The organism is Micromonospora sp. CNZ280, assembly GCF_011759515.1.
This window is the reverse complement of sequence record NZ_JAAOYP010000001.1, coordinates 2873707-2899574: the sequence shown is the minus strand read 5'-3', so window position 1 is coordinate 2899574 and position 25868 is coordinate 2873707. Positions and strand designations below refer to the sequence as shown.

Annotated in this window: 27 protein-coding genes and 1 pseudogene; 11 read left to right on the top strand and 17 right to left on the bottom strand. The window is 72.0% G+C overall.

What is annotated here, in order from left to right; genetic code table 11:
* Positions 1-14 precede the first annotated feature (14 nt).
* The 4 genes from FHX32_RS13935 to FHX32_RS13920 all read right to left on the bottom strand — a co-directional run bounded on the left by FHX32_RS13935 (position 15) and on the right by FHX32_RS13920 (position 3518).
* A complete protein-coding gene (locus FHX32_RS13935) occupies positions 15-701 on the bottom strand; it encodes an aggregation-promoting factor C-terminal-like domain-containing protein (protein ID WP_167181655.1) in 687 nt (228 codons plus the stop codon).
* Between the two features lie 280 nt (positions 702-981).
* Positions 982-2397: an RNA 5'-3' helicase PhoH2 gene (gene phoH2, locus FHX32_RS13930; RefSeq protein ID WP_167181654.1), complete on the bottom strand. Its 1416-nt coding sequence runs from the start codon at positions 2395-2397 to the stop codon at positions 982-984.
* 412 nt (positions 2398-2809) lie between these two features.
* A complete protein-coding gene (locus FHX32_RS13925; protein WP_088996011.1) occupies positions 2810-3142 on the bottom strand; it encodes a hypothetical protein in 333 nt (110 codons plus the stop codon).
* Between the two features lie 31 nt (positions 3143-3173).
* Positions 3174-3518: a hypothetical protein gene (locus FHX32_RS13920; protein WP_167181653.1), complete on the bottom strand. Its 345-nt coding sequence runs from the start codon at positions 3516-3518 to the stop codon at positions 3174-3176.
* A 264-nt stretch (positions 3519-3782) separates the two neighbouring features.
* On the opposite strand from FHX32_RS13920, the gene FHX32_RS13915 reads away from it, so the two are divergent.
* The 3 genes from FHX32_RS13915 to otsB all read left to right on the top strand — a co-directional run bounded on the left by FHX32_RS13915 (position 3783) and on the right by otsB (position 5631).
* A complete protein-coding gene (locus FHX32_RS13915; RefSeq protein WP_167181652.1) occupies positions 3783-4223 on the top strand; it encodes an XRE family transcriptional regulator in 441 nt (146 codons plus the stop codon).
* A gap of 162 nt (positions 4224-4385) precedes the next feature.
* Positions 4386-4739 carry a hypothetical protein gene (locus tag FHX32_RS13910; protein WP_088996013.1) on the top strand — a complete coding sequence of 118 codons (354 nt, stop codon included), beginning with the start codon at positions 4386-4388 and terminating at the stop codon, positions 4737-4739.
* Between the two features lie 67 nt (positions 4740-4806).
* Positions 4807-5631: a trehalose-phosphatase gene (otsB, locus tag FHX32_RS13905; protein WP_167181651.1), complete on the top strand. Its 825-nt coding sequence runs from the start codon at positions 4807-4809 to the stop codon at positions 5629-5631.
* 26 nt (positions 5632-5657) lie between these two features.
* Here the strand turns inward: otsB and FHX32_RS13900 are convergent, their stop codons facing one another.
* From FHX32_RS13900 to FHX32_RS13885, 4 genes are all read right to left on the bottom strand, one after another.
* Positions 5658-6428 carry an isoprenyl transferase gene (locus tag FHX32_RS13900; protein ID WP_167181649.1) on the bottom strand — a complete coding sequence of 257 codons (771 nt, stop codon included), beginning with the start codon at positions 6426-6428 and terminating at the stop codon, positions 5658-5660.
* Positions 6429-6459: 31 nt separating this feature from the next.
* Entirely contained in the window at positions 6460-7704 is a 1245-nt protein-coding gene (locus tag FHX32_RS13895; protein ID WP_167181647.1) for a geranylgeranyl reductase family protein, read from the bottom strand.
* A 578-nt stretch (positions 7705-8282) separates the two neighbouring features.
* Positions 8283-8426 carry a hypothetical protein gene (locus tag FHX32_RS13890; RefSeq protein WP_167181645.1) on the bottom strand — a complete coding sequence of 48 codons (144 nt, stop codon included), beginning with the start codon at positions 8424-8426 and terminating at the stop codon, positions 8283-8285.
* Between the two features lie 37 nt (positions 8427-8463).
* Positions 8464-10308 carry a phosphoenolpyruvate carboxykinase (GTP) gene (locus FHX32_RS13885; RefSeq protein WP_167181643.1) on the bottom strand — a complete coding sequence of 615 codons (1845 nt, stop codon included), beginning with the start codon at positions 10306-10308 and terminating at the stop codon, positions 8464-8466.
* Positions 10309-10444: 136 nt separating this feature from the next.
* Here FHX32_RS13885 and FHX32_RS35100 point away from each other — a divergent pair.
* From FHX32_RS35100 to FHX32_RS13875, 3 genes and pseudogenes are all read left to right on the top strand, one after another.
* Positions 10445-10532 (top strand): annotated as a pseudogene (locus tag FHX32_RS35100) (GtrA family protein); the annotation flags it as partial.
* Between the two features lie 204 nt (positions 10533-10736).
* Positions 10737-11285, top strand: a complete 549-nt coding sequence (locus FHX32_RS13880; RefSeq protein ID WP_088997949.1) for a GtrA family protein — start codon at positions 10737-10739, stop codon at positions 11283-11285.
* Positions 11286-11349: 64 nt separating this feature from the next.
* Positions 11350-12072: a GtrA family protein gene (locus FHX32_RS13875; protein WP_167181641.1), complete on the top strand. Its 723-nt coding sequence runs from the start codon at positions 11350-11352 to the stop codon at positions 12070-12072.
* Positions 12073-12116: 44 nt separating this feature from the next.
* Here FHX32_RS13875 and FHX32_RS13870 read toward each other — a convergent pair whose 3' ends face one another.
* Positions 12117-12689, bottom strand: a complete 573-nt coding sequence (locus tag FHX32_RS13870) for a PH domain-containing protein (protein ID WP_167181639.1) — start codon at positions 12687-12689, stop codon at positions 12117-12119.
* A gap of 176 nt (positions 12690-12865) precedes the next feature.
* Positions 12866-13741: a biotin--[acetyl-CoA-carboxylase] ligase gene (locus FHX32_RS13865; protein WP_167181637.1), complete on the bottom strand. Its 876-nt coding sequence runs from the start codon at positions 13739-13741 to the stop codon at positions 12866-12868.
* Positions 13742-13846: 105 nt separating this feature from the next.
* Here FHX32_RS13865 and FHX32_RS13860 point away from each other — a divergent pair, with 105 nt between their 5' ends.
* Positions 13847-15430, top strand: a complete 1584-nt coding sequence (locus tag FHX32_RS13860; RefSeq protein ID WP_167181635.1) for an acyl-CoA carboxylase subunit beta — start codon at positions 13847-13849, stop codon at positions 15428-15430.
* A 60-nt stretch (positions 15431-15490) separates the two neighbouring features.
* Here the strand turns inward: FHX32_RS13860 and FHX32_RS13855 are convergent, their stop codons facing one another.
* The 5 genes from FHX32_RS13855 to FHX32_RS13835 all read right to left on the bottom strand — a co-directional run bounded on the left by FHX32_RS13855 (position 15491) and on the right by FHX32_RS13835 (position 19369).
* Complete coding sequence (locus tag FHX32_RS13855; protein WP_167181633.1) at positions 15491-16390, bottom strand: hypothetical protein; 900 nt, start codon at positions 16388-16390, stop codon at positions 15491-15493.
* On the bottom strand, positions 16383-16883 hold the full coding sequence (locus tag FHX32_RS13850) for a SigE family RNA polymerase sigma factor (protein ID WP_167181631.1): 501 nt from the start codon (positions 16881-16883) through the stop codon (positions 16383-16385). Before FHX32_RS13850 ends, FHX32_RS13855 begins: the two co-directional genes overlap by 8 nt.
* Before the next feature lie 63 nt (positions 16884-16946).
* Positions 16947-17930: a ketopantoate reductase family protein gene (locus FHX32_RS13845; protein ID WP_167181629.1), complete on the bottom strand. Its 984-nt coding sequence runs from the start codon at positions 17928-17930 to the stop codon at positions 16947-16949.
* Positions 17931-17960: 30 nt separating this feature from the next.
* Positions 17961-18569, bottom strand: a complete 609-nt coding sequence (locus FHX32_RS13840; RefSeq protein WP_167181627.1) for a class I SAM-dependent methyltransferase — start codon at positions 18567-18569, stop codon at positions 17961-17963.
* A gap of 56 nt (positions 18570-18625) precedes the next feature.
* The gene (locus tag FHX32_RS13835) at positions 18626-19369 is read right to left on the bottom strand and encodes a M50 family metallopeptidase (RefSeq protein WP_167181625.1); all 744 of its coding nucleotides are present in this window, start codon (positions 19367-19369) and stop codon (positions 18626-18628) included.
* A 161-nt stretch (positions 19370-19530) separates the two neighbouring features.
* Here FHX32_RS13835 and FHX32_RS13830 point away from each other — a divergent pair, with 161 nt between their 5' ends.
* Positions 19531-20283, top strand: coding sequence for a GH25 family lysozyme (locus FHX32_RS13830; RefSeq protein WP_167181623.1), 753 nt, complete (start codon positions 19531-19533; stop codon positions 20281-20283).
* A 201-nt stretch (positions 20284-20484) separates the two neighbouring features.
* Here FHX32_RS13830 and FHX32_RS13825 read toward each other — a convergent pair whose 3' ends face one another.
* Positions 20485-22383, bottom strand: a complete 1899-nt coding sequence (locus FHX32_RS13825; protein ID WP_167181621.1) for a serine/threonine protein kinase — start codon at positions 22381-22383, stop codon at positions 20485-20487.
* 91 nt (positions 22384-22474) lie between these two features.
* Here FHX32_RS13825 and FHX32_RS13820 point away from each other — a divergent pair, with 91 nt between their 5' ends.
* A complete protein-coding gene (locus tag FHX32_RS13820) occupies positions 22475-22687 on the top strand; it encodes an acyl-CoA carboxylase subunit epsilon (RefSeq protein ID WP_109901030.1) in 213 nt (70 codons plus the stop codon).
* Positions 22688-22832: 145 nt separating this feature from the next.
* Positions 22833-23288 carry a hypothetical protein gene (locus FHX32_RS13815; protein WP_167181619.1) on the top strand — a complete coding sequence of 152 codons (456 nt, stop codon included), beginning with the start codon at positions 22833-22835 and terminating at the stop codon, positions 23286-23288.
* A 292-nt stretch (positions 23289-23580) separates the two neighbouring features.
* On the opposite strand, the gene FHX32_RS13810 is transcribed toward FHX32_RS13815, so the two are convergent.
* Positions 23581-23808: a hypothetical protein gene (locus FHX32_RS13810; protein ID WP_167181617.1), complete on the bottom strand. Its 228-nt coding sequence runs from the start codon at positions 23806-23808 to the stop codon at positions 23581-23583.
* Positions 23809-24729: 921 nt separating this feature from the next.
* Between FHX32_RS13810 and FHX32_RS13805 the strand changes: the two genes are divergently transcribed.
* The gene (locus tag FHX32_RS13805; protein ID WP_167182732.1) at positions 24730-25851 is read left to right on the top strand and encodes a S8 family serine peptidase; all 1122 of its coding nucleotides are present in this window, start codon (positions 24730-24732) and stop codon (positions 25849-25851) included.
* Positions 25852-25868 lie beyond the last annotated feature (17 nt).

The following is a 25868-nucleotide window of genomic DNA, read 5'->3' as shown; positions in this document are numbered from 1 at the left end:
CCGAACGCGCTCGATCAGTACCAGCCCACGTCCTGGGAGTGTGCCCAGGCCTTGCACGGAGTGCCGTAGCGGCCCTCGATGTAGCCGAGGCCCCACTTGATCTGGGTGGCCGGGTTGGTCTGCCAGTCGTCGGCGATCGAACCCATCTTGCTGCCCGGCAGCGCCTGCGGGATGCCGTACGCCCCGGAGGAGGGGTTGCGGGCCTTGTGGTTCCAGCCGCTCTCCTTGTCCCAGAGCTTGTTCAGGCAGGGGAACTGGTCGATCTCGAAGCCCGCCTCGAGCATCAGCGCGCACCCGATCTCCCGGTTGCCGCTGAACTCCGCGCAGGACGCCGGGATCGGCCCGTCGTACGGCTTGCTCTCCGCCGCCTTGCGCTCCGCCTCTTCCCGCTCCTTCTTCCGCGACGCCGCGGCGGCCTCGGCCTCGCGGGCCCGCTTGGCGGCCTCCTTGGCGGCCGCTTCGGCACGCAGCTTGGCCTGGTACTCGGCGGCCCGCTGCTTGGCGGACTCCATCTGGTGGGCAGCCTGCCGCTCGCGCTGGTAGTCGAACTCGGCCTGCTCGACCGCGACTCCGGCCTGCGCGGTCAGGCCCTGCTGCTGGGTCTCCCGGTCTTCGCCCAGGTAGAAACCGCCGGCAACGCCCACGGAGAGCAGCGCGACAGCGGCCGTGCGGGCGCCGAACCGGCTCCACAGCCGACTCACGAAGTGGTCCCTTCGTCGGGGGCAAGGACACGGCACGGGATTTCGCCCTGGTCGGGCGGTCCACGCCGTGAGCGCCGGCGGCCCTGGGCCGGTGACGACCGGCTCGCCGGGCCGCACCGCCGGGGCCGTCCGCCGTGTGACGAACGATCACCAACGATCTTCCCGGTACCTGGGCGCTCGTGGGACACCATCGCGCACAGTGAGGCTGATGGGAAACCAAGAGCCCCAATTGTGACTTGCACCACACCGAAAATGCGTACAAACAGGTGTGGAACGCCCGTCAGGTCGGGATGTCTTCCAGTAGATCCGTCACCATCGCGGCGATCGGAGACCGCTCCGAACGGCTGAGCGTGACGTGGGCGAAGAGCGGATGCCCCTTCAGCGCCTCGATGACGGCGGTCACCCCGTCGTGCCGGCCGACCCGGAGGTTGTCCCGCTGGGCGACGTCGTGGGTGAGCACCACCCGGGAGCCCTGACCGATCCGGGACAGCACGGTCAGCAGCACCCCGCGTTCCAGCGACTGCGCCTCGTCCACGATCACGAAGGCGTCGTGCAGGCTGCGGCCCCGGATGTGGGTCAGCGGCAGCACCTCCAGCAGGCCGCGCGAGGTGACCTCCTCCAGCACGTTCTCGTGCACCACCGAGCCGAGGGTGTCGAAGACCGCCTGCGCCCAGGGCGACATCTTCTCCGACTCCGAGCCGGGCAGGTAGCCCAACTCCTGCCCGCCGACCGCGTACAGCGGGCGGAAGACGACCACCTTCCGGTGCCGGCGGCGCTCCATCACCGCCTCCAGCCCGGCACACAGCGCGAGCGCCGACTTGCCGGTACCGGCCCGGCCGCCCAGCGACACGATCCCGATCGACTCGTCCAGCAGCAGGTCGAGGGCGATCCGCTGCTCGGCCGAGCGGCCGTGCACGCCGAACGCCTCCCGGTCGCCGCGGACCAGCCGGACCGTCTTGTCGGGCAGCACCCGACCGAGCGCGGAGCCCCGGGCGGACTGCAGCACCAGACCGGTGTGGCAGGGCAGCCCGGCGGCGGCGTCCAGGTCGAGCGCCTCACCGGCGTAGAGGCGGCCGATGTCCTCCTCGGCGAGCTCCAGTTCGGACATCCCGGTCCAGGTGGGATCGCTGGCCTGGCCGTGCCGGTACTCGTCGGCGCGCAGGCCGACCGACGCGGCCTTGACCCGCAGCGGCATGTCCTTGCTGACCAGGGTGACCTCGCGCCCCTCGGCGGCCAGGTGCAACGCCACGGAGAGGATCCGCGCGTCGTTGCTCTCGTTGCGGAAGCCGGGCGGCAGCACCCCGTCGTCGGTGTGGTTCAACTCCACCCGCAGCGTGCCGCCGGCGTCGTTGGCGGGCACCGGCCGGTCCAGCCGGCCGTGCCGCACCCGCAACTCGTCCAGCATGCGCAGGGACTGCCGGGCGAACCAGCCCAGCTCCGGGTGGTGCCGCTTGCCCTCCAGCTCGGAGATGACCACCAGCGGCAGCACCACCTCGTGCTCGGCGAACCGGTGGAAGGCCGCGGGGTCGGAGAGCAGCACCGAGGTGTCCAGGACGAAGGCCTGGCCTGCTGGTCGGGGCTCCTTGGCGTCGGCCGGCGCGGCGGCCGCCGTACGGCGGCTCCGGGTGGCGCGGCGGGTCGTGGCAGTCGCGGCCGGGGTCTGGTCGGCACCGGCGGTCGTACGGCGAGTCGTCACAGGCCTGCTCCGGCGGATGGGCACCCGGCCACCCGCGTTCCGCCTCCTCCGGTGCCCGGGGACACGGGGTCGGATGCGGGCCCCGTGTGCGAGGTCGCAGGTCCGGGCTGCCGGCTGGCCCGGGACAACCCCGTGCCATGCCTAGACGCTAGCCGCGTGCGACCGTCCCGGCTAGAGGGGCGATCGTGGATCTCTGGTAACGCTCCCGTCAACGACGTGTGACCGCGGGCGCGGGGCGGTTGCGGCCCGGCCACGGCGGAACCGGCCGGGATGCATGCCCCCTGCGCGCATCCCGGCCGGCGGGACCACCGTCACCGGTCTGACATGGCCCCGACGGTGCGTGTCCGCCGCGGACGACGCACCGTGCCCTGGGTCCGGCCGGCGGGGCTCTCGGGTGCCCCGTCGACCGGGCTCAGCCGGTCCGTCGGACAAGGGTGCCGGTCGGGTGCCGCCCGGTGACCGGGGCGGCCGGCGCCGAGAACGACGATCCGGTGTACGTGGTGCCGGGACGGACCACCGTGGCGCTGACCCGGGTGGTCGGCGGCGGGGTGGACAGCGCGGAGGCGATGGCTGCCTGGGCGTCCCGGCGACGGCGGTTCCAGGCGCCGCGGTCGCCGTCGAAGTAACCCTGCCGGTAGCCGAACCGGTAGCCGATCCGGTAGCTGAGCTGACCGTGCAGCCGCCCGGCCGCGTAGCTCGTCGAGCCGAGCAGGAGGACGAGGAAGACCGCGAGGAAGGGGCTCATCGGGCGGCTCCGGTCGGCCGCGCGTACCGGGTCATCGCTCCTCCGGCTCGACGGTGGTGGGATCGGCGACCAGGAGCCGGTCCAGGTCGTCCGTGCTGACCTCCTCGACCAGCTCGACGCTGATCCGGCAGCCGTCGAGGACCACCTCGGCCACCGACGAACGGCGGATCTCGCCGCCGGCGTCGTAGACCCGGACGCTGAGTTCCGGGCAGCCGAGATGGGTGCGCCAGGCGTTCCACTCGGCCCGGTCACCGACGCTGAGGGAGAGGAACCGGCAGCCCCGGGCGAGGTAGAGCCGCCACGGCGCGCTGAGGCCCGCGGCCACCCCGTCGGCGATCAGGGCGAATGCCTGGGCACGGGTAGCGAGCTCGGTCACCACACCCCCCTCGCGCCGGGGGCGTGACGCATGTGAGCACTGATCGTCTCAAGCACGTGACACACCGTAGGTTGTCTCATGAGCGTGACAGTATCAGCTTTTCGTGCGTTTACCCCCGCACCTACGGTCATCTATTCTGCCCGGGTGACACCCCTCGAAAAGCGCAGTGAATCGTTAACCGGGAATCCGAGGATCCCGTCACGTCCGCGTGACAGGAGCGTGCCGGGACGCCCGCTGGCGACGAACTGGCCGTACCGTCACGAGGTGACCGAGACGGCCAACGCACGGAAGATCGCCTTCGCCACCTTCGTCCGCCGCGCGCTCGACGAGGCGCGCGCCACCCGGGCCTGGAGCGGCACCGAGGTCTCCCGACGCACCGGAGTCTCCCGACAGACCATCAACCGCTGGGTACGCGGCGACTGGGCCAGCGACCCGGAAGCGGAACGCGTGGTCGCCTTCTGCGAGGGCCTCGGGCTCGACCCGGCCACCGCGTTCGCCGCACTCGGCTGGGATCGGGCCGCCCGCCCGCGCAGCGTCCCGACCCCGCCACCGATGGACCCGGACGTCGAGGCGTTGCTACGCCGGCTGGTCGACCCCAACGTCTCCGACGCGGAGAAGTTCCACATTCGAGAGACCATCCGTTACCTCGCATACCGCCCGACCCTGCCGGTCGACGTCCGAAAGCGAGGTAAACAAGCCGGGTAGTTCCTCAGATGGCGAAAGAACAGCAGGTCAGACTCATTCGTTTCGCTCCGGGGCCGGAACAGGCGCGCTAGCGTCCCTATTCGTACTGCTTGGGCTCGTCGTCGGCGGGGGGACGGGACAAGGCCGAACCCAGCCCTGCGGGACAGAAGGAGGGGTCTGTCCATGACCCTGAAATGGTTGGCAGTCGTAGTGGCCACCGTGTCGCTGACACTGTGCGCGACCGGGAACGCGGTGACCCTCGCGGTCGACGGCGGGCAGCTTCCCGTGCTCGTCAATCTCTTCGCGCTCACCACCGCCGGCACCGCGGTCGTCCTGGCCGTCGTCGCCGAGTTGCACGACCGGCTGAACGACCGGGTCAGCGCGCTCACCGAGTTCCTGGTGGCGCGACTCAACGAGATCGAGGCCCACACCGGCGACCGAAACACCGGCTTCGTGGAGGGCTACCTGCTCAGCCACGGCCAGGACGCGGCCGTGGTGCCGTTCGGGCGCCGGGGACGGGGAGCCGCCGAAGGCTGACCCTCCCGCGCCAGGCCGCCTTTCCGGCCGAGGAATGACCCCTCGGAGCCGGGGTACGCTGTCGCGCGTGCCGCCGTTGAATCTGGGCAACCAGCAGCCGAGGACCCCGTTGGACGTCGACCAGGCGTGGCGGACGACCGCGCCCCGGGCGGCCGAGACCGTGCTCTTCTTCGACTTCGACGGCACCCTCGCCCCGGTGGGCGACGACCCGACCGCGGTGCGGCCGGCGCCGAAGGTGCTCGAGGCGATCGCGGAGCTCGCGCCGGCGGTCCGGCGGATCGCGATCGTCTCCGCCCGGCCGGTCGAGTTTCTCCGTGACCACTTCGGCGGGCTCAGCGGCGTGGACCTGTACGGCCTCTACGGGCTGGAGCACAGCCACTCCGGCGGCGAGACGGTGACCGAGCCGGCCGCGCTGCCCTGGGTGCCGACCATGGCGGAACTGACCGACCTGGCCCGGGCCGAGCTGCCGCCCGGCGCCCTGGTCGAGTACAAGCGGCTCTCCGTGGCGCTGCACTACCGCACCGCGCCCCAGCTCGCCGCCGCCGTCGAGGAGTGGGGCCGAGCCCAGGCCGAGCGGCTCGGGCTGCGGATGCAGGCCGGCCGGATGGTGCTGGAGCTCAAGCCCCCGGTCGACCGGGACAAGGGTCTGGTGATCGGCGAGGTGGTCCGCGACGCCGGGGCGGCCTGGTACTTCGGCGACGACGTCTCCGACATCAAGGCGTTCGCCGCGCTGCGCGCCCGGGCCGCCGCCGATCCGACCTTCTACGGCGTCTGCGTCGCCGTCGCCAACCCGGAGACCGGGGACGAGGTCGCCTCCGCCGCCGACCTCACCATCGACTCCCCCGCCGCCCTGGGCGACTTCCTCACCCAGGCCGCCCACCACCTCCGCTGAGCACGCCCCGGGGTGGGGCTCGGGCGTCAGGCGCCGTAGCGGCGTTGGCGGTTGGCGTACGAGCGCAGGGCACGCAGGAAGTCGATGTGCCGGAAGTCGGGCCAGTTGAGTTCGCAGAAGTAGAACTCGGAGTGCGCCGACTGCCAGAGCATGAAGTCGGAGAGGCGCTGCTCACCGCTGGTGCGGATGACCAGGTCGGGGTCGGGCTGGCCGCGGGTGTAGAGGTGCTCGGCGATGTGCTCGACGTCCAGCACCTCGGCCAGCTCCTCGATGGTGCCGCCGGCCGCGGCGTGCTCCAGCAGCAGCGAGCGCACCGCGTCGGTGATCTCGCGCCGGCCGCCGTAGCCCACCGCGATGTTGACCTCGGCCCCGCCGCTGCGCTGCCGGGTGCGCTCCTCGGCCGCCTTGAGCGAGGCGGCGGTCTGCGCCGGGAGGACGTCGAGCGCGCCGACCATGCGCAGCCGCCAGGGGTTGCCCTCCTCGGCCAACTCGACCACCAGGCGCTCGATGATCTCCAGCAGCGGGTCCAGCTCGCTGGCCGGCCGGCGCAGGTTGTCGGTGGCGAGCAGATAGAGCGTGACGTGCGCGATGCCGGCCTGGTCGCACCAGCCCAGCACGTGCTTGATCTTGGCGGCGCCGACCCGGTGCCCGTCGTTCGGGTCGACGTAGCCCATCTCCTTGGCCCACCGGCGGTTGCCGTCGCACATCACGCCGACGTGCCGGGGCACCGGCTTGCCCGCGAGCTTCGCCGTCAGCCGGCGCTCGTACACCGAGTAGATAAGGTTCCGCAGCGTCATCACCTTGCAGCGTAGCGACCTGCCGGGCCGGTCACGGCCCCGGAGCCCGTTCCCACGCCGAGAGACCGATGCCGATCATGCCCAGCGTCCGCGCGTCCAGCCGGCCGTCGCCCAACCCCAGCTCCACGATGGCGCGGTAGGTCCGGTCGTCGCGGCGGGCCGCGCGGACCGCCGCGTCGACCACCCGGCGTCGCCGGGCCAGCCAGGCCGCGACCGAGCTGTGCCGCAGGTGGGTGCCGAGGCGGCGGCGGAGCGCGGCGGCGTACCGGCGGGCGGCCCGCTCGGGCACATCGGCCGCTGCGGCGCCGGCCAGCGCCCCGGAGAGCAGGGCGTAGAAGATCCCCTCGCCGGTGAACGGGTTGATCAGCGAGAGCGCGTCGCCGGCGAGCACCACCCGGCCCCGGCCGGGCGGCGGGCGGTGCGTGGACAGCGGCAGGTGGTGGGCGCGCAGCTCGCCGACCGTGGCCGGGTCCGTCCCGGGCAGCAGCGCGCCGAGCCGGTCGAGCAGGTGCGCCCGGGTCAGCGGCTCGCCGCGCAGCACCTCCCCGTACCCGACGTTCGCCCGGCCGTCGCCGATCGGGAACGACCAGGCGTACGCCGGCCAGCGCGGCGCCGAGGTGACGATGAGCTGTTCGGGCGGGCCGGGCAGGGCCGGCGCGTACCCCCGGATGGCCAGGGCCAGGTGCCGGTCGGGGTTCGCCGGGTGGCCCAGCGCCCGCCGGACCACCGACCCGGCGCCGTCGGCGCCGACCACCGCGCGTGCGGCGATCTCGCCGTCGAGCACCACCCGGTCGGCGCGGATCTCGACGCGGCGCACCGTGTGCTGGCGCAGCCGCGCGCCGGCCGCCACCGCCGCGGCCACCAGCCGGGCGTCGAAGACCGACCGGGGGACCGTGTACGCCGGCCGGGGCAGCGCCCGGGCCACCGCGCCGCCGCCGGGGCTGATCAGCCGCAGCGCCGGCAGTGGCGGGTAGCCGGCGACCGCGTCGGGTACCCCGAGGTCGGCGAGCACGTCCAGCGCGTGCGCGGCGACGCCGTCGCCGCACGCCTTGTCCCGAGGGAAGTCGGCCCGGTCCAGCAGCAGCACACCGGCACCGCGGCGGCGGGCCGCGAGCGCGGCGGCCGACCCGGCCGGACCGGCCCCGACCACCACCACGTCGAACTCGTCGCTCACCGCGTCGCCTCCCTCCGGCCCGCAGCTCCTCGACGCCCAGGCCCGTTGCGCTGCGATCACGTCGCCCGGCGTCGCCCGCGCCGGCCGGCTCCCACGGGCCATCCTGCCTCGCGCACCGTCACGATCGCCGATACCGCACCGGGCCGATCTCCGCCTTCCTCCGATCGGCACGCCGACCCCGCGCCCCACCCTGTCGAGCTGCCCCACGCATCGGGGCACGCACAGCCCACACCGCATGTCGAGCGGCCCACCCCGGAGCCGGGCATCCACTACCCCCACTACACCCCGCAGGCGCTGTCGAGCTGCCCCATCTGTAGGGGCAGCGTCGCGACCTGGCCCGGAAACCGCTGCTCGGGGTGCGAGCGCGAGGACCGGCGGCGGGGCCAGCCCGGCGCCGGTGGTCCGCGCCCGGCGGTCCTGCATCCGGTGACCCAGATCTGGGCCCCGCCGCCCCCCGGCCGTTCGTCAGCCAGTGGTCCTACAGATGGGGCAGCTCGAAAGGGCACTGAAGGCATCGGTGATGCCCGGAGAGCGGCGTCGACGGCACGGCCGGGCATCACGGTCAGTCCGGCCACGGTCAGTCCGGCCACGGTCAGTCCGGCACGGCGAGTTCCGGGGGTGCCCGGTCCGACCGAAGCCGGCGGCAGGGGCAGGGGCCGGGGCACGGCGTCCCAGGAGGGTCAGGCCAGGGCTGCGCCCTCGGCGCGGGTGGCGCGCCGGAGGGCGTACAGGGTCAGGCCGGCCGCGGCGACCAGCGGCCCGCCGCCGGTCAACGCCCGGACGGCGGACGGCCGCCGGACCTCGGTCTCGGCGGCCGTCCTCATGGGATCCGATGGTGCCCGGTACGGGCAACCGTCACACCTACTTGCGCGGCTGCTCCGCGTCCAGCCGGGCGCGCAGCGCGTCCAGCTCCGCCCAGAGCACGCCGGGCAGCTTGTCGCCGAACTTCTCGAACCACTCGGTGACCAGCGGGAGCTCGTTGCGCCACTCCTCCGGGTCGACCTTGAGCGCGATCCGGACGTCCTCCGGGGTCATGTCCAGGCCCTCGACGTCCAGCGCGTCCGGCGCCGGGACCATGCCGATCGGGGTCTCCACCGCCTCGGCGCGACCCTCGATCCGCTCGATGATCCACTTGAGCACCCGGGAGTTCTCGCCGAAGCCGGGCCAGAGGAAGTTGCCCTCCGGGTCCTTGCGGAACCAGTTGACGTAGTAGATCTTCGGCAGCTTGGACTCGTCGCCGTCGGCGCCCTTGCCCATCTCGATCCAGTGCCGGAAGTAGTCGCCGCCGTGGTAGCCGATGAACGGCAGCATCGCCATCGGGTCGCGACGGACCACACCGACCGCGCCGGAGGCGGCGGCGGTGGTCTCCGAGGAGAGCGTGGCGCCCATGTAGACGCCGTGCACCCAGTCGCGCGCCTCGGTCACCAGCGGGACGGTGTCCCGGCGACGACCGCCGAAGAGAATCGCGTCGATCGGCACGCCGTTCGGGTCGTAGTAGTCCTCGGCGAGGATCGGGCACTGCGTGATCGGGGTGCAGAACCGGCTGTTCGCGTGCGAGGAGAGGCTGTCACTCTCCGGCGTCCAGTCGTTGCCCTTCCAGTCGATCAGGTGCGCCGGCGGCTCACCCATGCCCTCCCACCAGATGTCCCCGTCGTCGGTCAGGGCCACGTTGGTGAAGATGGAGTTGCCGCGGTCGAGCGTGCGCATCGCGTTGGCGTTGGTCTTCCAGTCGGTGCCGGGCGCGACGCCGAAGAGGCCGTACTCGGGGTTGATCGCGTAGAGGCGGCCGTCCGGGCCGAACCGCATCCAGGCGATGTCGTCACCGATGGTCTCGACCTTCCAGCCCGGGACGGTCGGCTCCAACATGGCGAGGTTGGTCTTGCCGCAGGCCGACGGGAAGGCGCCGGCGATGTGGTAGACCCGGCCCTCCGGCGAGGTGATCTTCAGGATCAGCATGTGCTCGGCGAGCCAGCCCTCGTCACGGCCCATCACGCTGGCGATCCGCAGCGAGTAGCACTTCTTGCCGAGCAGCGAGTTGCCGCCGTAGCCGGAGCCGTACGACCAGATCTCCCGGGTCTCCGGGAAGTGCGAGATGTACTTCGTCTCATTGCACGGCCAGGCCACGTCCTGCTGGCCGGGGGCGAGCGGGGCGCCGATGGAGTGCAGCGCGTGGACGAAGTCCGCGTCGTCGCCCATCGCCTCCAGGATTTTCGACCCCATCCGGGTCATGATGCGCATCGAGGCGACCACGTACGGGCTGTCGGTGATCTCGACGCCGAACATGGGGTTCTCGGCCTCGACCGGGCCCATGCAGAACGGGATGACGTACATCGTGCGGCCGCGCATCGACCCGCGGTAGAGCTCCGTCATCGTCCGCTTCATCTCGGCCGGCGCCATCCAGTTGTTGGTGGGGCCGGCGTCCGCCTCGTCGACGGAACAGATGAAGGTGCGCTCCTCGACCCGGGCGACGTCCGTCGGGTCGGTGCGCGCGTAGAACGAGTTGGGCTTCTTCTCGGGGTTGAGCCGGATCAGAGTGCCGGCCTCGACCAGCTCGTCGGTGAGCCGACGCCATTCCTCGTCGGACCCGTCCACCCAGACCACCCGGTCAGGGGTGGTCAATTCGGCGACCTCACGGACCCAGGCGAGAAGTTTGGGGTGGGACGTCGGGGCCTGATCGATACCCCGAACGGTAGCCGGAGCAACCATGACACATCTCCTTGTGGTCGACGCTGACCGGTCTATGGGATGCACGAGTCTCGGCGGCGCGATGCGTCGCCTTCGTGGAAACCTGGGATTGGGCTCAGCGTAAACCGGTGGACCTCGCCAGTCAGTGGTACTGGTTGTGAAGAACTGCACAAGGTACGGCCACGCTGCGGCATCACGAGCTAATACCCGCTTTCGCGCGCAGTTTCACGCAAATCCTGTCGCGCACCCTCGACCGACGGCGGATCGCCAGACCCGCCGGGCGTCTCGGTACGACCGGCTGCACGCCGGATGGTTACCCGCGAACCGGCTCCGGATTCCCCTCCGGACGGTTACGCTCCGTTCATCGACATCGCACCCGCCGCGGCGGCTCGCCGTAGCTACCCGTACCGGGTGACGACAGCCGGTACGCTCGCTCCGTGGCCGCGACGATGACCGGGGAGCCGAGCTCCCGGCAGGAGCCGAGCTCTCGGGGGAAGCGCCCGGGTCTCGTCCGCTCGCTGCTGGACCGGTTCGGTCATCTCGTCCGGGAGCTGAGCAAGTTCGCGACGGTGGGCGGGATCGCCTTCCTCATCGACTTCGCGCTGTTCAACTACCTGACGGGCGTGCGGGACGTCGAGCCGGTCATCGGGAAGACCATCTCGACCGTCATCGCGGCCACCGTCGCCTTCCTGGGCAACCGGTTCTGGACGTGGCGGCACCGCCGGGGCGCCAACCCGGCCCGCGAGTACGCACTGTTCTTCTTCTTCAACGGCGTGGGCCTGGGCATCGCGGTCGCTTGCCTCGCGGTGAGCCGTTACGGGCTCGGCAGCATCTGGCCGGAGGTGTTCCAGACCCCGCTGGCGGACAACATCGCCAGCTTCATCGTCGGCACCGGGCTCGGCACGCTGTTCCGATTCTGGTCGTACCGACGGTTCGTCTTCGTGGAAGCGGGAACTCCGACCGTTCCGGAAGTGACGCACGACCGACCCGGGGCGTGACCTGCCGCCCACCTCGTCCGGCCGGCCCCCTGCCGGCCCCATCCACTGGCCTAAGGTGTTCCGCATGCGTCTTGTCCGTCTGCTGCCCGAGCGCTGGCAGAAGTTCATCCACGAGGCGCTCAAATTCGGCATTGTCGGCGGCGTCAACACCGTCATCAATTACGCGGTGTTCAACGCACTGGCACTCACCGTTTTTGTCGACGGCCAACTGAAGGCGACGGTCATCGCCACCGTGGTGGCGACGATCACGTCGTATCTGATGAACCGGCACTGGACGTACCGGGATCGCCCCAAATCGGCCCTGCGACGCGAATACGCCCTGTTCTTCCTGTTCAATGCGACCGGCCTGCTCATCGAGTTGGGCGTGCTCGCGCTGGCCAAGTACGGCCTGGGCGTGACGAGTCTGCTCGCCCTGAACGTGGCGAAGACCGGCGGCGTGCTGCTGGCCACGCTGTTCCGGTTCTGGTCGTACCGCACCTTCGTCTTCCAGCCGGCGCCCGCCGAGGCCGAGCAGACCTGGCACAGCATCCCGCGCGACGAGTGGGACACCATGGCCGAGATGGACCCGGTGGCCGAACTGGCCGAGTCGATCTCCGAGCTGGAGGAGGTCCAGCCGCCACCCGGCGCGAGACGCAGCCCGGCCGCCGAACCGGCGCACGGCCCGGGCGCCCCGGTGCAGGGCCGCCCGGTTCCGCTCGACGCCGGCGTCGGCGCGCTGGACCGCGAACTCGAGGCCGAGCTCGCCGCCGAACTCCAGGCCACCTCCCGCCGCACCCCGCGCCGCTGACCGCCCGCCCACCGGCCGAGGGCCAGGGGCGAGCGACGGGTGGATCAGGCGGTGGGGTCGCGCAGCGGCTTGCCCTCGTTCAGGTCGGCGAGGATCTCGCGCATCTCCGAGTCGCCGAGCGAGTGCTTGTCGTGGTGCGCCTCGACCAGCTCGTAGAGCTTGGTCTGCACCTGGCCGACCCGGGGCACGTCGTGCAGCACCGACTGGCCACGCTCGCCGGCCGACTCGATGGTCAGCGTGCCGCAGCCGAGCAGGCGCTCGACGAAACGCTGGCTCATCGCGTGGTCGTTGACCCGGGTGAGCGGGATGTCCCGCCGGTCCCGGGAGAGCACCCCCTGCTGGAGCAGCACCCGCTCGTTGGTGAACAGGTAGTGCGTGGTGCGCCAGACCAGGAACGGCCAGAGCGCCAGCCAGAGCACCGCCACCAGGGCCAGCACCCCGATCACGGCGAGCGCGATCGACCCACCCCCGCCGGACGGCAGCAGGACCAGACCGGCCACCACCGCGCCGACGGCGAGCACCAGCACCGCCACCGGCCGGATCAGGGCCTTCCAGTGCGGGTGCAGGTGCAGCACGACGTGCTCGTCCTCGGTGAGCACGTCTTCGGGGAACGCCACGGGAACCTCCTCGCAGGAACGGACGCGCTGACCGTAACCGGTCAGGGCGCGCCCGGACATCAGCCGCGCGGGCGGCACCGGCCCGCTCGCGCGATCTTGCATTTAGCGCCCCTCGTTCGCGGCTTTCACCCCTTTCGCCGGGGGCGTCAACTGCAAGATCGCCGGGGAGTGTGCGTTCAGCGGAGGTGGAGGACGTCTCCGGCGGCCAGGTGGCGCTCACCGGTGGCGGTACGGACGAGGAGTTGGCCGTCCGGGTCCACGCCGGTGGCGAGGCCGGTGACGTCCGTCCCGTCCGGTAGTAGCACCTTCACCTCCTTGCCGACCGTGACGCAGGCGGCCAGGTAGGCGTCGCGCAGCCCACTGGCCACCGCGTCGCCGCCGGCCGTGCGCCAGCGGTCGTACCAGTCGGCGACCGCGCGCAGCAGGGCCCGCAGCAACGGGTCCCGGTCGGTCGCCGCCGCGCCCGCCAACTGGAGCGACGTGGCGGGCAGGCCGGTCGGGTTCACCGGCAGCTCGTCGACGCGCAGCGTGACGTTCAGCCCGACACCGAGCACGATCGCGGGCGGGTCGCCGGGCCGGGGCGCCGGCACCGCCTCGGCGAGGATCCCGGCGCACTTCGCGTCGCCGACCAGCAGGTCGTTCGGCCACTTCAGGCCGGCGTCCAGCTCGGCCAGCCGGGCCACCGCCTCGACCAGGGCCACGCCGGCCAGCAGCGGCAGCCAGCCGTACCCGGAGGAGGGCGCCGCCGGCCAGCGGCGCTCCGGGACGGCCTCGCCGGGCCGGAGCAGCACACTGGTCGCGATCCCGGCCCGTGGCGGGGACTGCCAGAGCCGGCCCCGGCGGCCGCGCCCGGCGGTCTGCCGCTCGGCGACCACGACCAGGCCCTCCGGCTCACCGGCCAGCGCCGCCTCGGCCGCGTCGGCGTTGGTCGAGCCGGTTTCGGCCCGCAGCTCCAGCCGGTTCCACGGCCCGTACGGCGCGACCAGCGCCCGCCGCAGCCGCGCCGCCGACAGCGGCGGGCGGTCCAGATCGGTGTACGGCGAGCCCGGCATTCCGCCAGCCTACGGCCCGCCCGGCTGCGGCTCGCCGGGTCGCCCCGACCAAGCTGAGGCGAACTGCACAGCGGCGACGACCTGAACCATCGTTATATTCCCTGGGTGACTACCGAGACCGGGATCAACATCCACAGCACCGCGGGCAAGCTGGCGGACCTGGAGCGCCGGGTCGACGAGGCGGTGCACGCCGGATCGGCGCGGGCCGTGGAGAAGCAGCACGCGCGGGGCAAGAAGACCGCCCGGGAGCGGATCGAGCTGCTGCTCGACGAGGGCTCCTTCGTCGAGCTGGACGAGCTTGCCCGGCACCGGTCCACCAACTTCGGGCTGGAGCGGACCCGCCCGTACGGCGACGGCGTCATCACCGGCTACGGCACCATCGACGGCCGGCAGGTCTGCGTCTTCGCGCAGGACTTCACGGTCTTCGGCGGCTCGCTCGGCGAGGTCTTCGGCGAGAAGATCGTCAAGGTGATGGACCTGGCCATGAAGATCGGCTGCCCGGTCATTGGTATTAATGACTCCGGCGGCGCCCGGATCCAGGAGGGCGTGGCCTCGCTCGGCCTCTACGGCGAGATCTTCTTCCGCAACGTGCGGGCCAGCGGCGTCATCCCGCAGATCTCCCTGATCATGGGCCCATGCGCGGGCGGCGCGGTCTACTCCCCGGCGGTCACCGACTTCACAGTGATGGTCGACCAGACCTCGCACATGTTCATCACCGGCCCGGACGTCATCAAGACGGTCACCGGCGAGGACGTGGCGATGGAGGACCTGGGCGGCGCCCGGACGCACAACACCCGCAGCGGCAACGCGCACTACCTCGCCAGCGACGAGTCCGACGCGATCGAGTACGTCAAGGCGCTGCTGTCGTACCTGCCGTCGAACAACCTGGACGAGCCGGTGGTCTACGAGGCGCCGGCCGACCTGGAGATCACGGACGAGGACCGCGAGCTGGACACGCTGATCCCGGACTCCGCGAACCAGCCGTACGACATGCACCGGGTGATCGAGCACGTCCTCGACGACGGCGAGTTCCTGGAGGTCCAGCCGCTCTACGCGCAGAACCTCGTGATCGGCTACGGCCGGGTCGAGGGACGCCCGGTCGGCGTGGTGGCCAACCAGCCGATGCACTTCGCCGGCACGCTGGACATCGCCGCCTCGGAGAAGGCCGCCCGGTTCGTGCGCACCTGCGACGCGTTCAACATCCCGGTGCTGACCTTCGTGGACGTGCCCGGCTTCCTGCCCGGCACCGGCCAGGAGTGGGACGGCATCATCCGCCGCGGCGCCAAGCTCATCTACGCGTACGCCGAGGCCACCGTCCCGAAGGTCACCGTGATCACCCGCAAGGCGTACGGCGGGGCGTACGACGTGATGGGTTCCAAGCACCTCGGCGCGGACCTGAACTTCGCCTGGCCGACCGCGCAGATCGCGGTGATGGGCGCGCAGGGCGCGGTGAACATCCTCTACCGGCAGGAGCTGGCCGCCGCCGAGGACCCAGCCGCGGTACGCGCCGAGAAGATCGCCGAGTACGAGGACACTCTGGCCAACCCGTACATCGCGGCCGAGCGGGGCTACGTCGACTCGGTGATCCCGCCGCACGAGACCCGCGCCCAGATCGTCCGCGCTCTGCGCGTGCTGCGCACCAAGCGGGAGACCCTGCCGCCCAAGAAGCACGGCAACATCCCGCTCTGAGCGCGGTCCCGCCACGCGGCTTCCGGGAGTTTGTCCGGACGTCGCGCGGACCGTGGCCGGTCAGCAGCCGGGGTTCGCGGCCACGCACATCCGGCGCGCCGCGGTCCTGCCCAGTGCCTCCAGGTCGGTGTGGCTGAGGCCGCCGGGTCGGGCACCGTCCACGGTGTCCGCCACGGTGTCCGGGCCGGTGGCGACCACGGTGACCAGGTCGCCGACCCGCACCACCATGGTGATCTCGACCGGCGGGGTCGCGGCTACCGGCTTCCCGCCGGTGCGGCTGCGCGGCGCCAGCGGGACGTGCCGCACCATCACGGACTCGTCGCCGGCGAAGTCGCTGCCCGGCGTATCCCAGCGGTGCGGGTTCACGGTCGGCACCACCCGGCCGTTCAACACGGCGGAACCGGTGAACTCCCATTCCGCGCAGGCGTGCAGCAGCAGCTTGACCAGGCCGAAGACCGCCGGGCTCTGGTCCGGTTCGATCCGGTAGACGTCCTGGGTGAGCACCGGGCGTTGGCCCGCCGGTCCGGTCGCCGACGGCAGCAGGGTCTGTGACCGCGAGTAGCGGGAGGTGGGCGCGGTCGACGGCACGCCCCGCTGGCGGCCGCAGGACTCCAGCATCGGGTCGACCCGCACCGGCTCCCGCAGGCCGGCCTCACCGAGGCGCGTGCCGGTCTTCAGCGGCACGTCTTCGGGATCGAGCAGGGCTTCCTGCGGGATCTCGGCCAGCCCGACGGTCGCCGGCGGCCCGGGGGTCGCGGCGACCAGCGGCCCTGACGGCGCCGACCGGTCCGCCGCCACATACCCGAAGCCGCCGGCCAGGACGAGCACGGCGGCCGCCGCGCCGGCCGCCGTACGGCGACTGCGCCGGCGGGCCCGCGCCCGGATCTCGGCCGGCTCCGGCCAGTGGACCTCCCGCAGCGCGCGGTTCAGCTGGTTGACGACCGTCACGTCCTCACGCATCGGCGGCCTCCTCCAGGTCAGCGACGGCGAGCAGCCCGGCGAGCGCGGCCCGCCCCCGGGAGAGTCGGGCCTTGACCGTGCCGACCGGGGCGGCCGTCTCCCGGGCCACCTCGGCGACCGGCATCCCGAGCAGGTAGTAGAGCGCGATGGCGGTGCGCTGCTCCTCCGGCAGCCGGCGCAGCGCGGCCACCACCTCGACGGTGTCGGTGTCCGGCCCGGGGACGCTCTCGGCGGCGCCGTGCCGCAGGTAGGCCCGCGCCCGGCTGCGCAGGCTGCGCCACCGGCTGACCGCGATCCGGGTCGCCACCACCCGCACCCACGCCTCCGGCTCGTCGTACCGGCTCACCGTCGACCAGCGCTGCCAGGCCCGGATGAACGCCTCCTGGACCGCGTCCTGCGCCTCGGCGAAGTCGCCGGTGAGCACGTAGACGAAGCCGAGCAGCCGTTGCCGGCTGCCGCGGTAGAACTCGTCGAACTCGTCGACGTCCGACACCTGGTTACCTCCCCCGTGGCGGTCGCAGGGGACACGCGCGAGGCGGTGCCACCGGTTGCCGGCTCAGCCGATCATCTTCGCCAGCTCGGCGTGCGGGAACCCGCCGGCCGGGATCCGCTCCCGCACCGCACGGCGCACCGCGACCTGCACGGCCGCGTTGGCCGGCGTCGGTACGCCGTGCAGCCGGCCGAGCAGCACGATCTCGCCGTTGAGGTGGTCGGCCTCGGCCGAACCGGCGGCGCGGGCGAGGCTCTGCCAGGTGGAACCGCCGGCCCGCTCCTCCCCACCGACCGACCGGTGCTGCACCTTGTCACCCCGCTCGGCCTCCTCCTCGGCCCGGCTGGTGTACGCGATGCCGGCGGCGGCGAGCACCGCCTCGGCCTCGGCGCGGACCCGGCCGGCGAGGCCGTCCGGAATGTTCCGGCCGAGCAGCGCCTGCAGGCCGTTGCCGAGGTTGGCCAGCAGCTTGCCGTACTTCCAGCGCATCACGTCGTCGCGGACCGGGGCGACGAAACCGGCACCGGTCAGGTCGGCGGCGACGGCCCGGTCGACGGCGTCCGACCCGGTCGGGTAGCGACCCAGGTGGAGCATCCCCGGGTGCGGGTGGCCGTTGGCCACCACCAGGCCCGGCTCCAGGTGGGTGGCGGGCAGCCAGACACAGACCGGGTGCACCTCGGCGAAGAGCCGCAGCGCGGCCGGTTCGTTGACCACCCCGTTCTGCGCGGTGAACAGCGGCAGCCGCTCTCCCGCCGTACCGCCGCCGGCCACCGGCGCGTCCGCCCAGGCGGCCAGCGCGCCGGCGGTGTCCTGCGACTTGACGGTCAGCACCAGCACGGTGTCCGCGGGCAGCGGGCCGTCACCGGGCCGGTCCACGGCGGGCAGCCGGACGGTCTGCTCGCGCTCCGGTTGGCGCAGGGTCAGGCCGCGCTGCCGGATCGCGTCCAGATGCGCGCCGCGGGCCACCAGGGTGACGTCGTGGCCGGCCTCCGCCAGCCGTACGCCGATGGTGCCGCCGACCGCGCCCGCCCCGATGATCACATACCGCACGGCCCCATTCTGCCTGGTACCCGGCCCGGCTCAGCCGGCGGCGACGGCCAGGACGGCCAGCCACGACTCGCCGACCGGGGAGACGTCCCGCTCCCGGCGCACCGGGACCAGGCCGGCGCCGCCGAGCAACGCCTCGACCTCGGGGAGTCGGTAGCGGGCGAAGTACCGGTCCACCGCCTCGCCGGGCCAGCGTTCCCAGCGCTCGCCGTCGCCCTCCTTGAGGCTGAGCAGCAACGGGCCGCCGGTCCGCAACACCCGGCGGACGCCGCCCAGCGCGGCCGGCGCGTCGGCCTTCGGCAGGTGCAGCAGCGACGCCGAACACCAGACGCCGCCCAGGGTGGTCGACCGGAACGGCAGCCGGAGCAGGTCGCCCTGCACCAGCGGCGCCGTCACCCGGGCGCGGGCGCGGGCCAGCATTCCGGCCGACAGGTCCAGCCCGACACCGGCGAGCCCCAACTCGGCCAAAAACGCCAGGTCCCGCCCCGGCCCGCAGCCCAGGTCGAGCACCGGCCCGTCGACCCGAGCGCGGAAGTCGTCGACCATCGCCCGGTAGGTCGCCGGCACCTCCGGGTTCCGCGCGTCGAAGTCCGCCGCGATCCGGTCGTACGCCGCCCGGTTCCGCTCGATCAGCTCCGTCATCCCGCCTCCTGACCGTCGTTCGTGCTTTCGGGCTGGTCACCAGGGTTCGTGCGCGGTCACAGGGTGAGGCCGGCGTCGGTGAGGATCGGGCCGGCCAGCAGGAGCGCGCCGGCGGCCAGGGTGCCGAGGTTGACCAGCGCGAAGACGGTCACCCAGAAGAACGCCGGCAGCGGGGTGATCCCGGCCAGTTGGTCGGCGTCGGATTCGGGCATCCGGCCCCGGCCACGCAGCCGTTGCAGCTCCAGCACCGGCCGGACGCCGCCGAGCAGCAGGAACCACACCCCGGTGTACGCGAACGCGGCCTGCACCTGCGGCGTGGCGTACCAGGAGACGGCGAGCACGATCCCGCCGGTGACCAGCAGCGACAGCACGCCGAACACGTTGCGGATCATGACCAGCATGGCGAGCAGCAGCGCCACGGCGACCCAGAGCAGCAGGGTGATCCGGTTGCCGCCGAGCAGCCACGCCCCGGCCAGCCCGACCAGCGGCGGCGCGAGGTAGCCGGCGAGCAGCGTGAGGATCATCCCGGGGCCGGTGGGCCGGCCGGCCGAGAGGGTCAGCCCGGAGGTGTCCGAGTGCAGCCGGATGCCGCGCAACCTACGGCCGGTGAGCAGGGCGGCCAGCGCGTGGCCGCCCTCGTGCGCGATGGTGACCGCGTTACGGGCGATCCGCCAGGGCAACCGGGTGCAGACCACCACCAGGGCGACGGCGGCGGTGAGCAGCACCAGCAGCGGCGGCGGATCCGGCTGCGCCCCGAAGAGGCGGTCCCAGAACCCGGTCAACCCGTCGATCGACACCATGGGGCGCGAGCCTACCGCCCCCCGCCGTTTCGACCACTACCCGTCGGCTCGACCGGAGAGAACGTCGAACATCGATGTAGATTTCTTTAGTCCCTCTTGTGATCGAGGACATTTACCTCCAAAGATAGTCGTCAATCCCATCGGCGTCCTTGGAGGCATCCATGACCCGTACCAGATCATCCCTGCGCAGATTGCTCGCCGCCGGCCTCACCGTCCTCGCCACCGCGGCGGCGGGGATCGTGGCCACCGCGGGCCCGGCACAGGCCGCCACCGTCCCCGGCATCGACGTGTCCCACTACCAGGGCGCCATCAACTGGACCAGCGTCCGCAACGCCGGCATCCAGTTCGCGTTCATCAAGGCCACCGAGGGCACCAGCTACAAGGACCCGCGGTTCAACACCAACTACGTGGCCGCCTACAACGCCGGCGTCATCCGCGGCGCGTATCACTTCGCCCGGCCCAACATCTCCTCCGGCGCCGTGCAGGCGAACTATCTGGCCTCCAACGGCGGCGCCTGGTCGGCCGACAGCCGCACCCTGCCCGCCGCGCTCGACCTCGAGGCCAACCCGTACTCCGGCGGCTACTGCTACGGCCTGAGCACGACCGGCATGCGCAACTGGGTGCAGGACTTCCTGAACACCTACCGCTCCCGCACCGGCCGGTACGCGGTCATCTACACCACCACCAGCTTCTGGAACACCTGCACCGGCAGTTGGAGCGGTCCGTGGGGCAACCACCCGCTGTGGATCGCCCGGTGGGCGAGCTCGCCCGGCACCCTCCCGCCCGGTGCGCCGTTCTGGAGCTTCTGGCAGTACACCAGCACCGGCAGCGTCTCCGGCATCAGCGGCAACGTCGACCGCAACTACTGGAACGGCGACCGGAGCCGGCTGATCGCACTGGCCAACAACACCTGATCGCCCCTGATCCCCCTGGGGAGGCAGTTGGCGGCAGCGGGATCGGCTGTCACCGTACGGTGGACAACTGGTCCGGCTGCCGCCACGCCGCCCGGCCCGGGGTCAGGCGCAGCCGTACCTCCATCCGTCGTGCCGGTTGAGATACCCCGGAGAACGGTAGGCCGTGCGAGTCACATCCCGCACCGATGGAGGCCGCCTGGATCAGTCCTTGCGGTCGGGCACGAAGCCCTTCGCGATCAGCTCGAAGTTGGGCAGGTTGGCCTGCCAGTCCTTGTCGGCCACCTCCCAGCGGAGGGCGTAGCCGCGGTTGCTGGCGGTGACGAAGCCGCGGTTGCGGACCCGGATCCGGGTGTTGTCGCGGGTCTCCCGCCACTCCCAGTCCGCGCAGGTCTTCCAGAAGTCGCAGCGCTCGATGCTGATGTACTCGTAGTTGTTGACGAACTTCCTACGGTCCGGCTCGATCCGCTTCCAGTCGTCGTACGCGTCCGACTTCGGCGAGCTGGTCCACTGCACCAGCAGCTCACCCACCCCGTTGGACTGGTCGAAGACGACAGTGGTGCCGTCCACCTGCCGGCGCACCCAGCCCGCTGGCAGCGGCAGGGTGAAGCCGGCCGGGTCCTTGTGCAGTTTCCAACCGGGCGGCAGGACCAGCCCGGAGGCCGAGGCCGACGGGGTCGGGCTGGGGGCGGCGCTGGTCGGCGGGGGCGGGGCCGCCGCCGAGGTCGACGCCGGGGCCGAGGTCGCCGCGGCACCGCTCGGGTCGGCCTGCGGGTTCTCGTCGTCGCCGCTGTCGAGCAGCGGGACCACCACGACGAGGCCGAGCAGGAGCAGCGCGGCCACCACCCCGATCAGCACGTTGCGCCGGGTGTTGTCCGGCTTCGTACCGTCGGACGGCAGCGCCGGCGCGCGCCCGGACGGCGGGCTCACCGGGGCGGGCATGACGGAGGTGGGGTTGACCGGCTTGCGCGGCTCGGCCTTCGTGCCGCCGGCGGCCGGCGCCGGCGGGTCGACCTTCGTGGTGGGGCCAACGTCCACGCTGGACGGCGGCGGCGGCTCCACCTTCGCCGTGGGCGCGGCGTCCGAGCCGGCCGGCACCTTCGCGGTGGCGTCCCCCGCGGCGGCCGTCGAGGCGGGTGCCTGCGGCGCCCGGGGCGACGGCGGGCTGACCGGTCGGTGCTCCTCCGCCGGTCGCGGCGCGGGCACCAGCGGCGGGCGCGGTTCGCGCGGACCGTTCGGCCCGGGCCGGCGTACGCCGTCGAGCAGCGGGATGGCCCGCGACCGCTTGCCGCCGGCCCGGCGCAGCAGCCGCTCGGCGACCTCCGCGGTGATCCGGTCGTTCGGGTCCTTCCGCAGCAGGCCGTTGAGCACCGGCTTGAGCGGCCCGGCGTTCTTCGGCGGCGGCAGCGGTTCGGTGGCGAGCGCGGCCAGCGTGGCGATCGCCGACGGCCGGGCGTACGGCGACTTGCCCTCCACCGCCGCGTAGAGGGTGGCGCCCAGCGACCAGAGGTCGGCCTCCGGCCCGGCGGTGCCGTCGCGGGCCCGCTCCGGGGCGATGTACGCGGGCGAACCGAGCACCATGCCGGTGCGGGTGACGTTCGGGTCACCCGGGATGGTGGCGAGACCGAAATCGGTCAGCACCACCCGGCCGTCGTTGCCGAGCAACACGTTGCCCGGCTTGATGTCACGGTGCATCACGCCGGCCTTGTGCGCCGCCTTCAGCGCGCCAAGGACGCCGAGCCCGATCTCCACCGCGCGGGCGGGCGGCACCGGACCGTCCTCGGCGAGAGTGTCCTGCAAGGACTTCGACGGCACGTACTCCATGACGATCCACGGGTCGCCGTCGGTGCGCAGCACGTCGAAGATGCGGACGACGTTGATGTGGTTGAGCCGGGCGATGGCCCGTGCCTCCCGCAGCGACCGTTCGCGCATCTCGCGGCGCTCGTCGTCGGTGAGGCTGGGCGGCGGGACCAGTTCCTTGATCGCCACGTCCCGGTGCAGCACCTCGTCGCGCGCCTTCCACACCCGACCCATGCCACCCTGACCGAGCGGCGATATCAGCCGGTATCGGTCAGCGACGAGTTGGGGAAGCGGGTTCGACATCGCAGAGACGGTACCCGGAGCCCCCGACTGTCACACCGGCGGCACGCCACGGTGCGGCGTAGGTCAACTTCTGGACGCGTACGCTGACGGCATGTCTGCCGAAGAGCCGCTGTTCCGGGTCGTCCGCGGCGTACCGACCGCCGAGGAACTGGCCGCCCTGGTGGGCGCGATCGCCGTACGGTCCCGGCCGGCCGCCGCGCCCGCGCCGGCCGCCGTCTCGGCCTGGGCGCGCAGCGCGCGACCGGCCGGCGCGGCCGTCGCCGCCGGCCCCGGCGCGTGGCGCGCCTCCGGCCTGCCCCGCTGACTTTTCCCGGTACGGATCACCGCAGCTCGCTGGCGGTGATCCGGAGGCCGGGTGACGGATGTCCACGGCCTTGGGGCTGCCGCCGTCGTCGCGCAGCCATTAACCTCACTCAGGGAAACGGCGCCGTAACAGGTAGGGAGGGCCGATGATCCCTGAGGAGGACCGCCCAGCGTCCTGGCTCCGCGGCTACGGCGGCATCGAGGCCGACATCCGCAAGATGCGCGAGTTCGCCGACCGGCTCCAGGCCGAGGTGGAGCGCAACTACGCACCGCACCTGTCGTACATCGCCGAGGACATGACGGCGAAGGTGCCCAACCCGGCGGACGCCTTCATCGAGCTGGTCGACTTCCTGCGCGCCCACCACGAGACCCAACAGGCCACCGCCGACATGGTCTGGGGCGTCGGCGGCGCCACCGGGCACCTCGCCGCCGCCGCCGCGACCGTCGCCGAGCAGTACACCGGTTCCGACGCCTTCTCCTCCGCCCGGGTGGCCGACGTCGAACGGGCGCTCGCCACGCCCGGCCCGATCGCGCCGACCGCTCCCCCGCCGGTGCTGGGTGACCCCACCGGGCCGGAGAGCGGGCCGGTGGTGCTGCCGTGATCGAACGGGGCAGCGGCCGCACGTCCGGCCTCACCGACTGGCGCCTGATGGACGTGGCGAGCATGTGGGCCTGCCTCCAGGACCACGACACCACCAACCACTGGAAACAGGTCGCCGGCTGGCGCAAGGTCTGCGATCTGGCCCAGACCCACCTGGCCCGGCTCCAGGAGTACCGGCGCGGCCTGGCCGAGGCGTGGCCACCGGAGACCAACGAGGCCGCCCGCGCCTACCTGCGCGAGCTGGACGAGCTGATCGACAAGGTGCGCCGCACGCACGACGCCGCCACCGCCAACTACACGGCGCTGTCCGCCGCCACCCAGGCCATCGGCTCCAGCCGGGCGCAGCTGGAGAAGGTGTACGAGGAGTACGCGGTCAAGCTCCAGCAGAAGCAGGCGTACGAGGCGACCGCCGCCGACCCGAAGGCCGCCATGGGTAGCCGGGTGCCGGACCAGCCGGTGACGGACGCCGACCTGGAACGGCTCAACGTCCAGGCGCGCGGCATCATGTACGGCCTCAGCACCGAACTCCAACACGCCCAAGTAATGCTCCGCCAGCCTCCGCCAGCAGCCCCTCGACCTGGGATCCAACCGAACGATCCCGACATCTATGGCGGCGCGGCTGCTGCACCCGCCATTCCACCTATCGTGCCGGTGCCGATCATGGGCAATCAGGCCGCATCGTCCCTGGGCCGACCGTCTGGCAGTGGTCGGCAAGCGCTTCCGCCCACCGCGTCTGGCGTAGGCCCAGTGCTTGGAGGGGCGGGCATGGGGCTAGCAGGAGCACCTGTCGGCTCGGGTCTGCCCGGGGTGACGCCGTCGGCACCAACCGGCCCACACTCCGGGATCGGAGTCCCACCGGCCGTGGCTCCCGGGACAACGCCTCGCCCGATAGCGTCTTGGCCGCAACCGAATCAGCCGGGTCAGAACAGACCGCTCGGCGGAAACCCCCAAGGCATGCCCCACCCGAAGCCACCGGTTCCTCCGCGGCCAATGCCGCCTGGCGGACTAATCGGCGGGGCACCTGGGATCGGTCTAGGCCAGCCCGGTGCGGGCATCTCCCAACCGCGCCGAGTCAACCCCATCGGAGGCGTCATAGGCGGCGGTGGTGCGGGTACCACGCCAGCCGGTGGCGCCGGTCTCCGTCCCGGCGGAGGCCGAAGCGTGGCAGTGGCAAATGGTTTGTGGCCTATGGGTGGCGCCCCTGGACTAACCGGCGGGAGCAGAGCGCCTTCCCGAAACGGGCGCCACGACCAGCGCGAGGATGATTCGAATCGATGGGACCCGGACCGCCCGTGGGAGACGGAGCAAGGAGTGGCTCCGGTTGTCCGTCCACCCGACGATGAAGGCCCGATCGATCCTGGACCTGCAATCGGCCTCGACCGGTGAGGCACCCTTCTACCCAAGTCGTGTTCGCTCTCCTGGCCTCTTTGATAGCTGCTGCCATGGCGGCAACTTCGGCACACGGCAGTCCGGTGACCCTCGCACCTCGACCTGATGGTGCCGACCGCATCCGTAAGGACCAATGGCACCTTAGTTACCTCAAGGTCGCCGAGGCTCACCAAATTAGTCAGGGCGAGAATATTACGGTCGCCGTGCCTGATACCGGCGTAGACCCACATCCTGACTTGCGCACGAACTTGTTGACGGGTACCGACATCATCCCTGGCGGCCCAGGCGACGGTCGCAAAGATGAAAACAGTCATGGCACCTCAATGGCTGGCCTAATCGCCGCACACGGTCAAATCAAAAATCTCGGAGCCCTAGGCATCGCGCCAAAAGCCAAAATCTTGCCCATCAGGGTTTCAACTTCCGATAATCTCGGCCAGGCAAATGATCTGGCCGCAGGTATCGAGTATGCGATCAAGCGCGGCGCCAGCGTCATCAGCATTTCCAGCGCAGGAGCTACGAGCCAGCGACTTATCCAAGCAGTGAACGCTGCCATCGCAGCGAATATCGTGGTGGTAGCAGGGGTCGGGAACCTGCCAGCAGCAACCAGGATTGGATATCCGGCGTCCCGCGAAGACGTCATCGCGGTCAGTGGAATAGATCAGAGCGGTAATCACGCGACTATATCGATCAGAGGACCAGGGATCGATGTCGCCGCCCCAGCCGTCGACATCTACAGCACCAGCTACGGGGCCAGATACTCAAAGGGGACCGGGACGTCGAGCGCCACGGCCATCGTGGCTGGGGCGGCGGCGCTGATTCGGTCGAAGTACCCGTACCTGCCGGCGTCCGAGGTAGCGCATCGGCTTACGGCTACCGCCGTCGACAAGGGGCCGCCGGGGCGCGACGACCAGTACGGCTACGGGGTGATCGACCTGGTGGCGGCGCTGACGGCGGACGTACCGCCGCTGGGTTTCGGGCCGGCGACGGCGAGCGCGCCGGCCGCCGCAGCCCCGAGCACGACGGCCGCCGCCCAGCCGGGCGACGGCGGCGACCATGGTGCCGCCGTGCGCGGATGGGTGACCCTCGGCGTGCTGGTGGCGGCGAGTGTGGCGTGGGCGCTGATCGCGCGCCACCGCCGGCGCGGCGCTGACCCACCGCCCCGGATCAGCCGCTGACCACAACCCCGCTGACC

Excerpts from the sequence above, each read along its gene's own strand:
- FHX32_RS13830 (WP_167181623.1), top strand. The coding sequence starts at position 19,531 with ATGACCCGTACCAGATCATCCCTGCGCAGATTGCTCGCCGCCGGCCTC.
- FHX32_RS13825 (WP_167181621.1), bottom strand. The coding sequence starts at position 22,383 with ATGTCGAACCCGCTTCCCCAACTCGTCGCTGACCGATACCGGCTGATA.
- FHX32_RS13885 (WP_167181643.1), bottom strand. The coding sequence starts at position 10,308 with ATGGTTGCTCCGGCTACCGTTCGGGGTATCGATCAGGCCCCGACGTCC.
- FHX32_RS13865 (WP_167181637.1), bottom strand. The coding sequence starts at position 13,741 with ATGCCGGGCTCGCCGTACACCGATCTGGACCGCCCGCCGCTGTCGGCG.
- FHX32_RS13875 (WP_167181641.1), top strand. The coding sequence starts at position 11,350 with ATGCGTCTTGTCCGTCTGCTGCCCGAGCGCTGGCAGAAGTTCATCCAC.
- FHX32_RS13880 (WP_088997949.1), top strand. The coding sequence starts at position 10,737 with ATGACCGGGGAGCCGAGCTCCCGGCAGGAGCCGAGCTCTCGGGGGAAG.
- FHX32_RS13925 (WP_088996011.1), bottom strand. The coding sequence starts at position 3,142 with ATGAGCCCCTTCCTCGCGGTCTTCCTCGTCCTCCTGCTCGGCTCGACG.
- FHX32_RS13910 (WP_088996013.1), top strand. The coding sequence starts at position 4,386 with ATGACCCTGAAATGGTTGGCAGTCGTAGTGGCCACCGTGTCGCTGACA.
- FHX32_RS13805 (WP_167182732.1), top strand. The coding sequence starts at position 24,730 with ATGGCGGCAACTTCGGCACACGGCAGTCCGGTGACCCTCGCACCTCGA.
- FHX32_RS13890 (WP_167181645.1), bottom strand. The coding sequence starts at position 8,426 with ATGAGGACGGCCGCCGAGACCGAGGTCCGGCGGCCGTCCGCCGTCCGG.
- FHX32_RS13835 (WP_167181625.1), bottom strand. The coding sequence starts at position 19,369 with ATGGTGTCGATCGACGGGTTGACCGGGTTCTGGGACCGCCTCTTCGGG.
- FHX32_RS13895 (WP_167181647.1), bottom strand. The coding sequence starts at position 7,704 with ATGGCCCGTGGGAGCCGGCCGGCGCGGGCGACGCCGGGCGACGTGATC.
- FHX32_RS13900 (WP_167181649.1), bottom strand. The coding sequence starts at position 6,428 with ATGACGCTGCGGAACCTTATCTACTCGGTGTACGAGCGCCGGCTGACG.
- FHX32_RS13840 (WP_167181627.1), bottom strand. The coding sequence starts at position 18,569 with ATGACGGAGCTGATCGAGCGGAACCGGGCGGCGTACGACCGGATCGCG.
- FHX32_RS13855 (WP_167181633.1), bottom strand. The coding sequence starts at position 16,390 with ATGCGTGAGGACGTGACGGTCGTCAACCAGCTGAACCGCGCGCTGCGG.
- FHX32_RS13815 (WP_167181619.1), top strand. The coding sequence starts at position 22,833 with ATGATCCCTGAGGAGGACCGCCCAGCGTCCTGGCTCCGCGGCTACGGC.
- FHX32_RS13820 (WP_109901030.1), top strand. The coding sequence starts at position 22,475 with ATGTCTGCCGAAGAGCCGCTGTTCCGGGTCGTCCGCGGCGTACCGACC.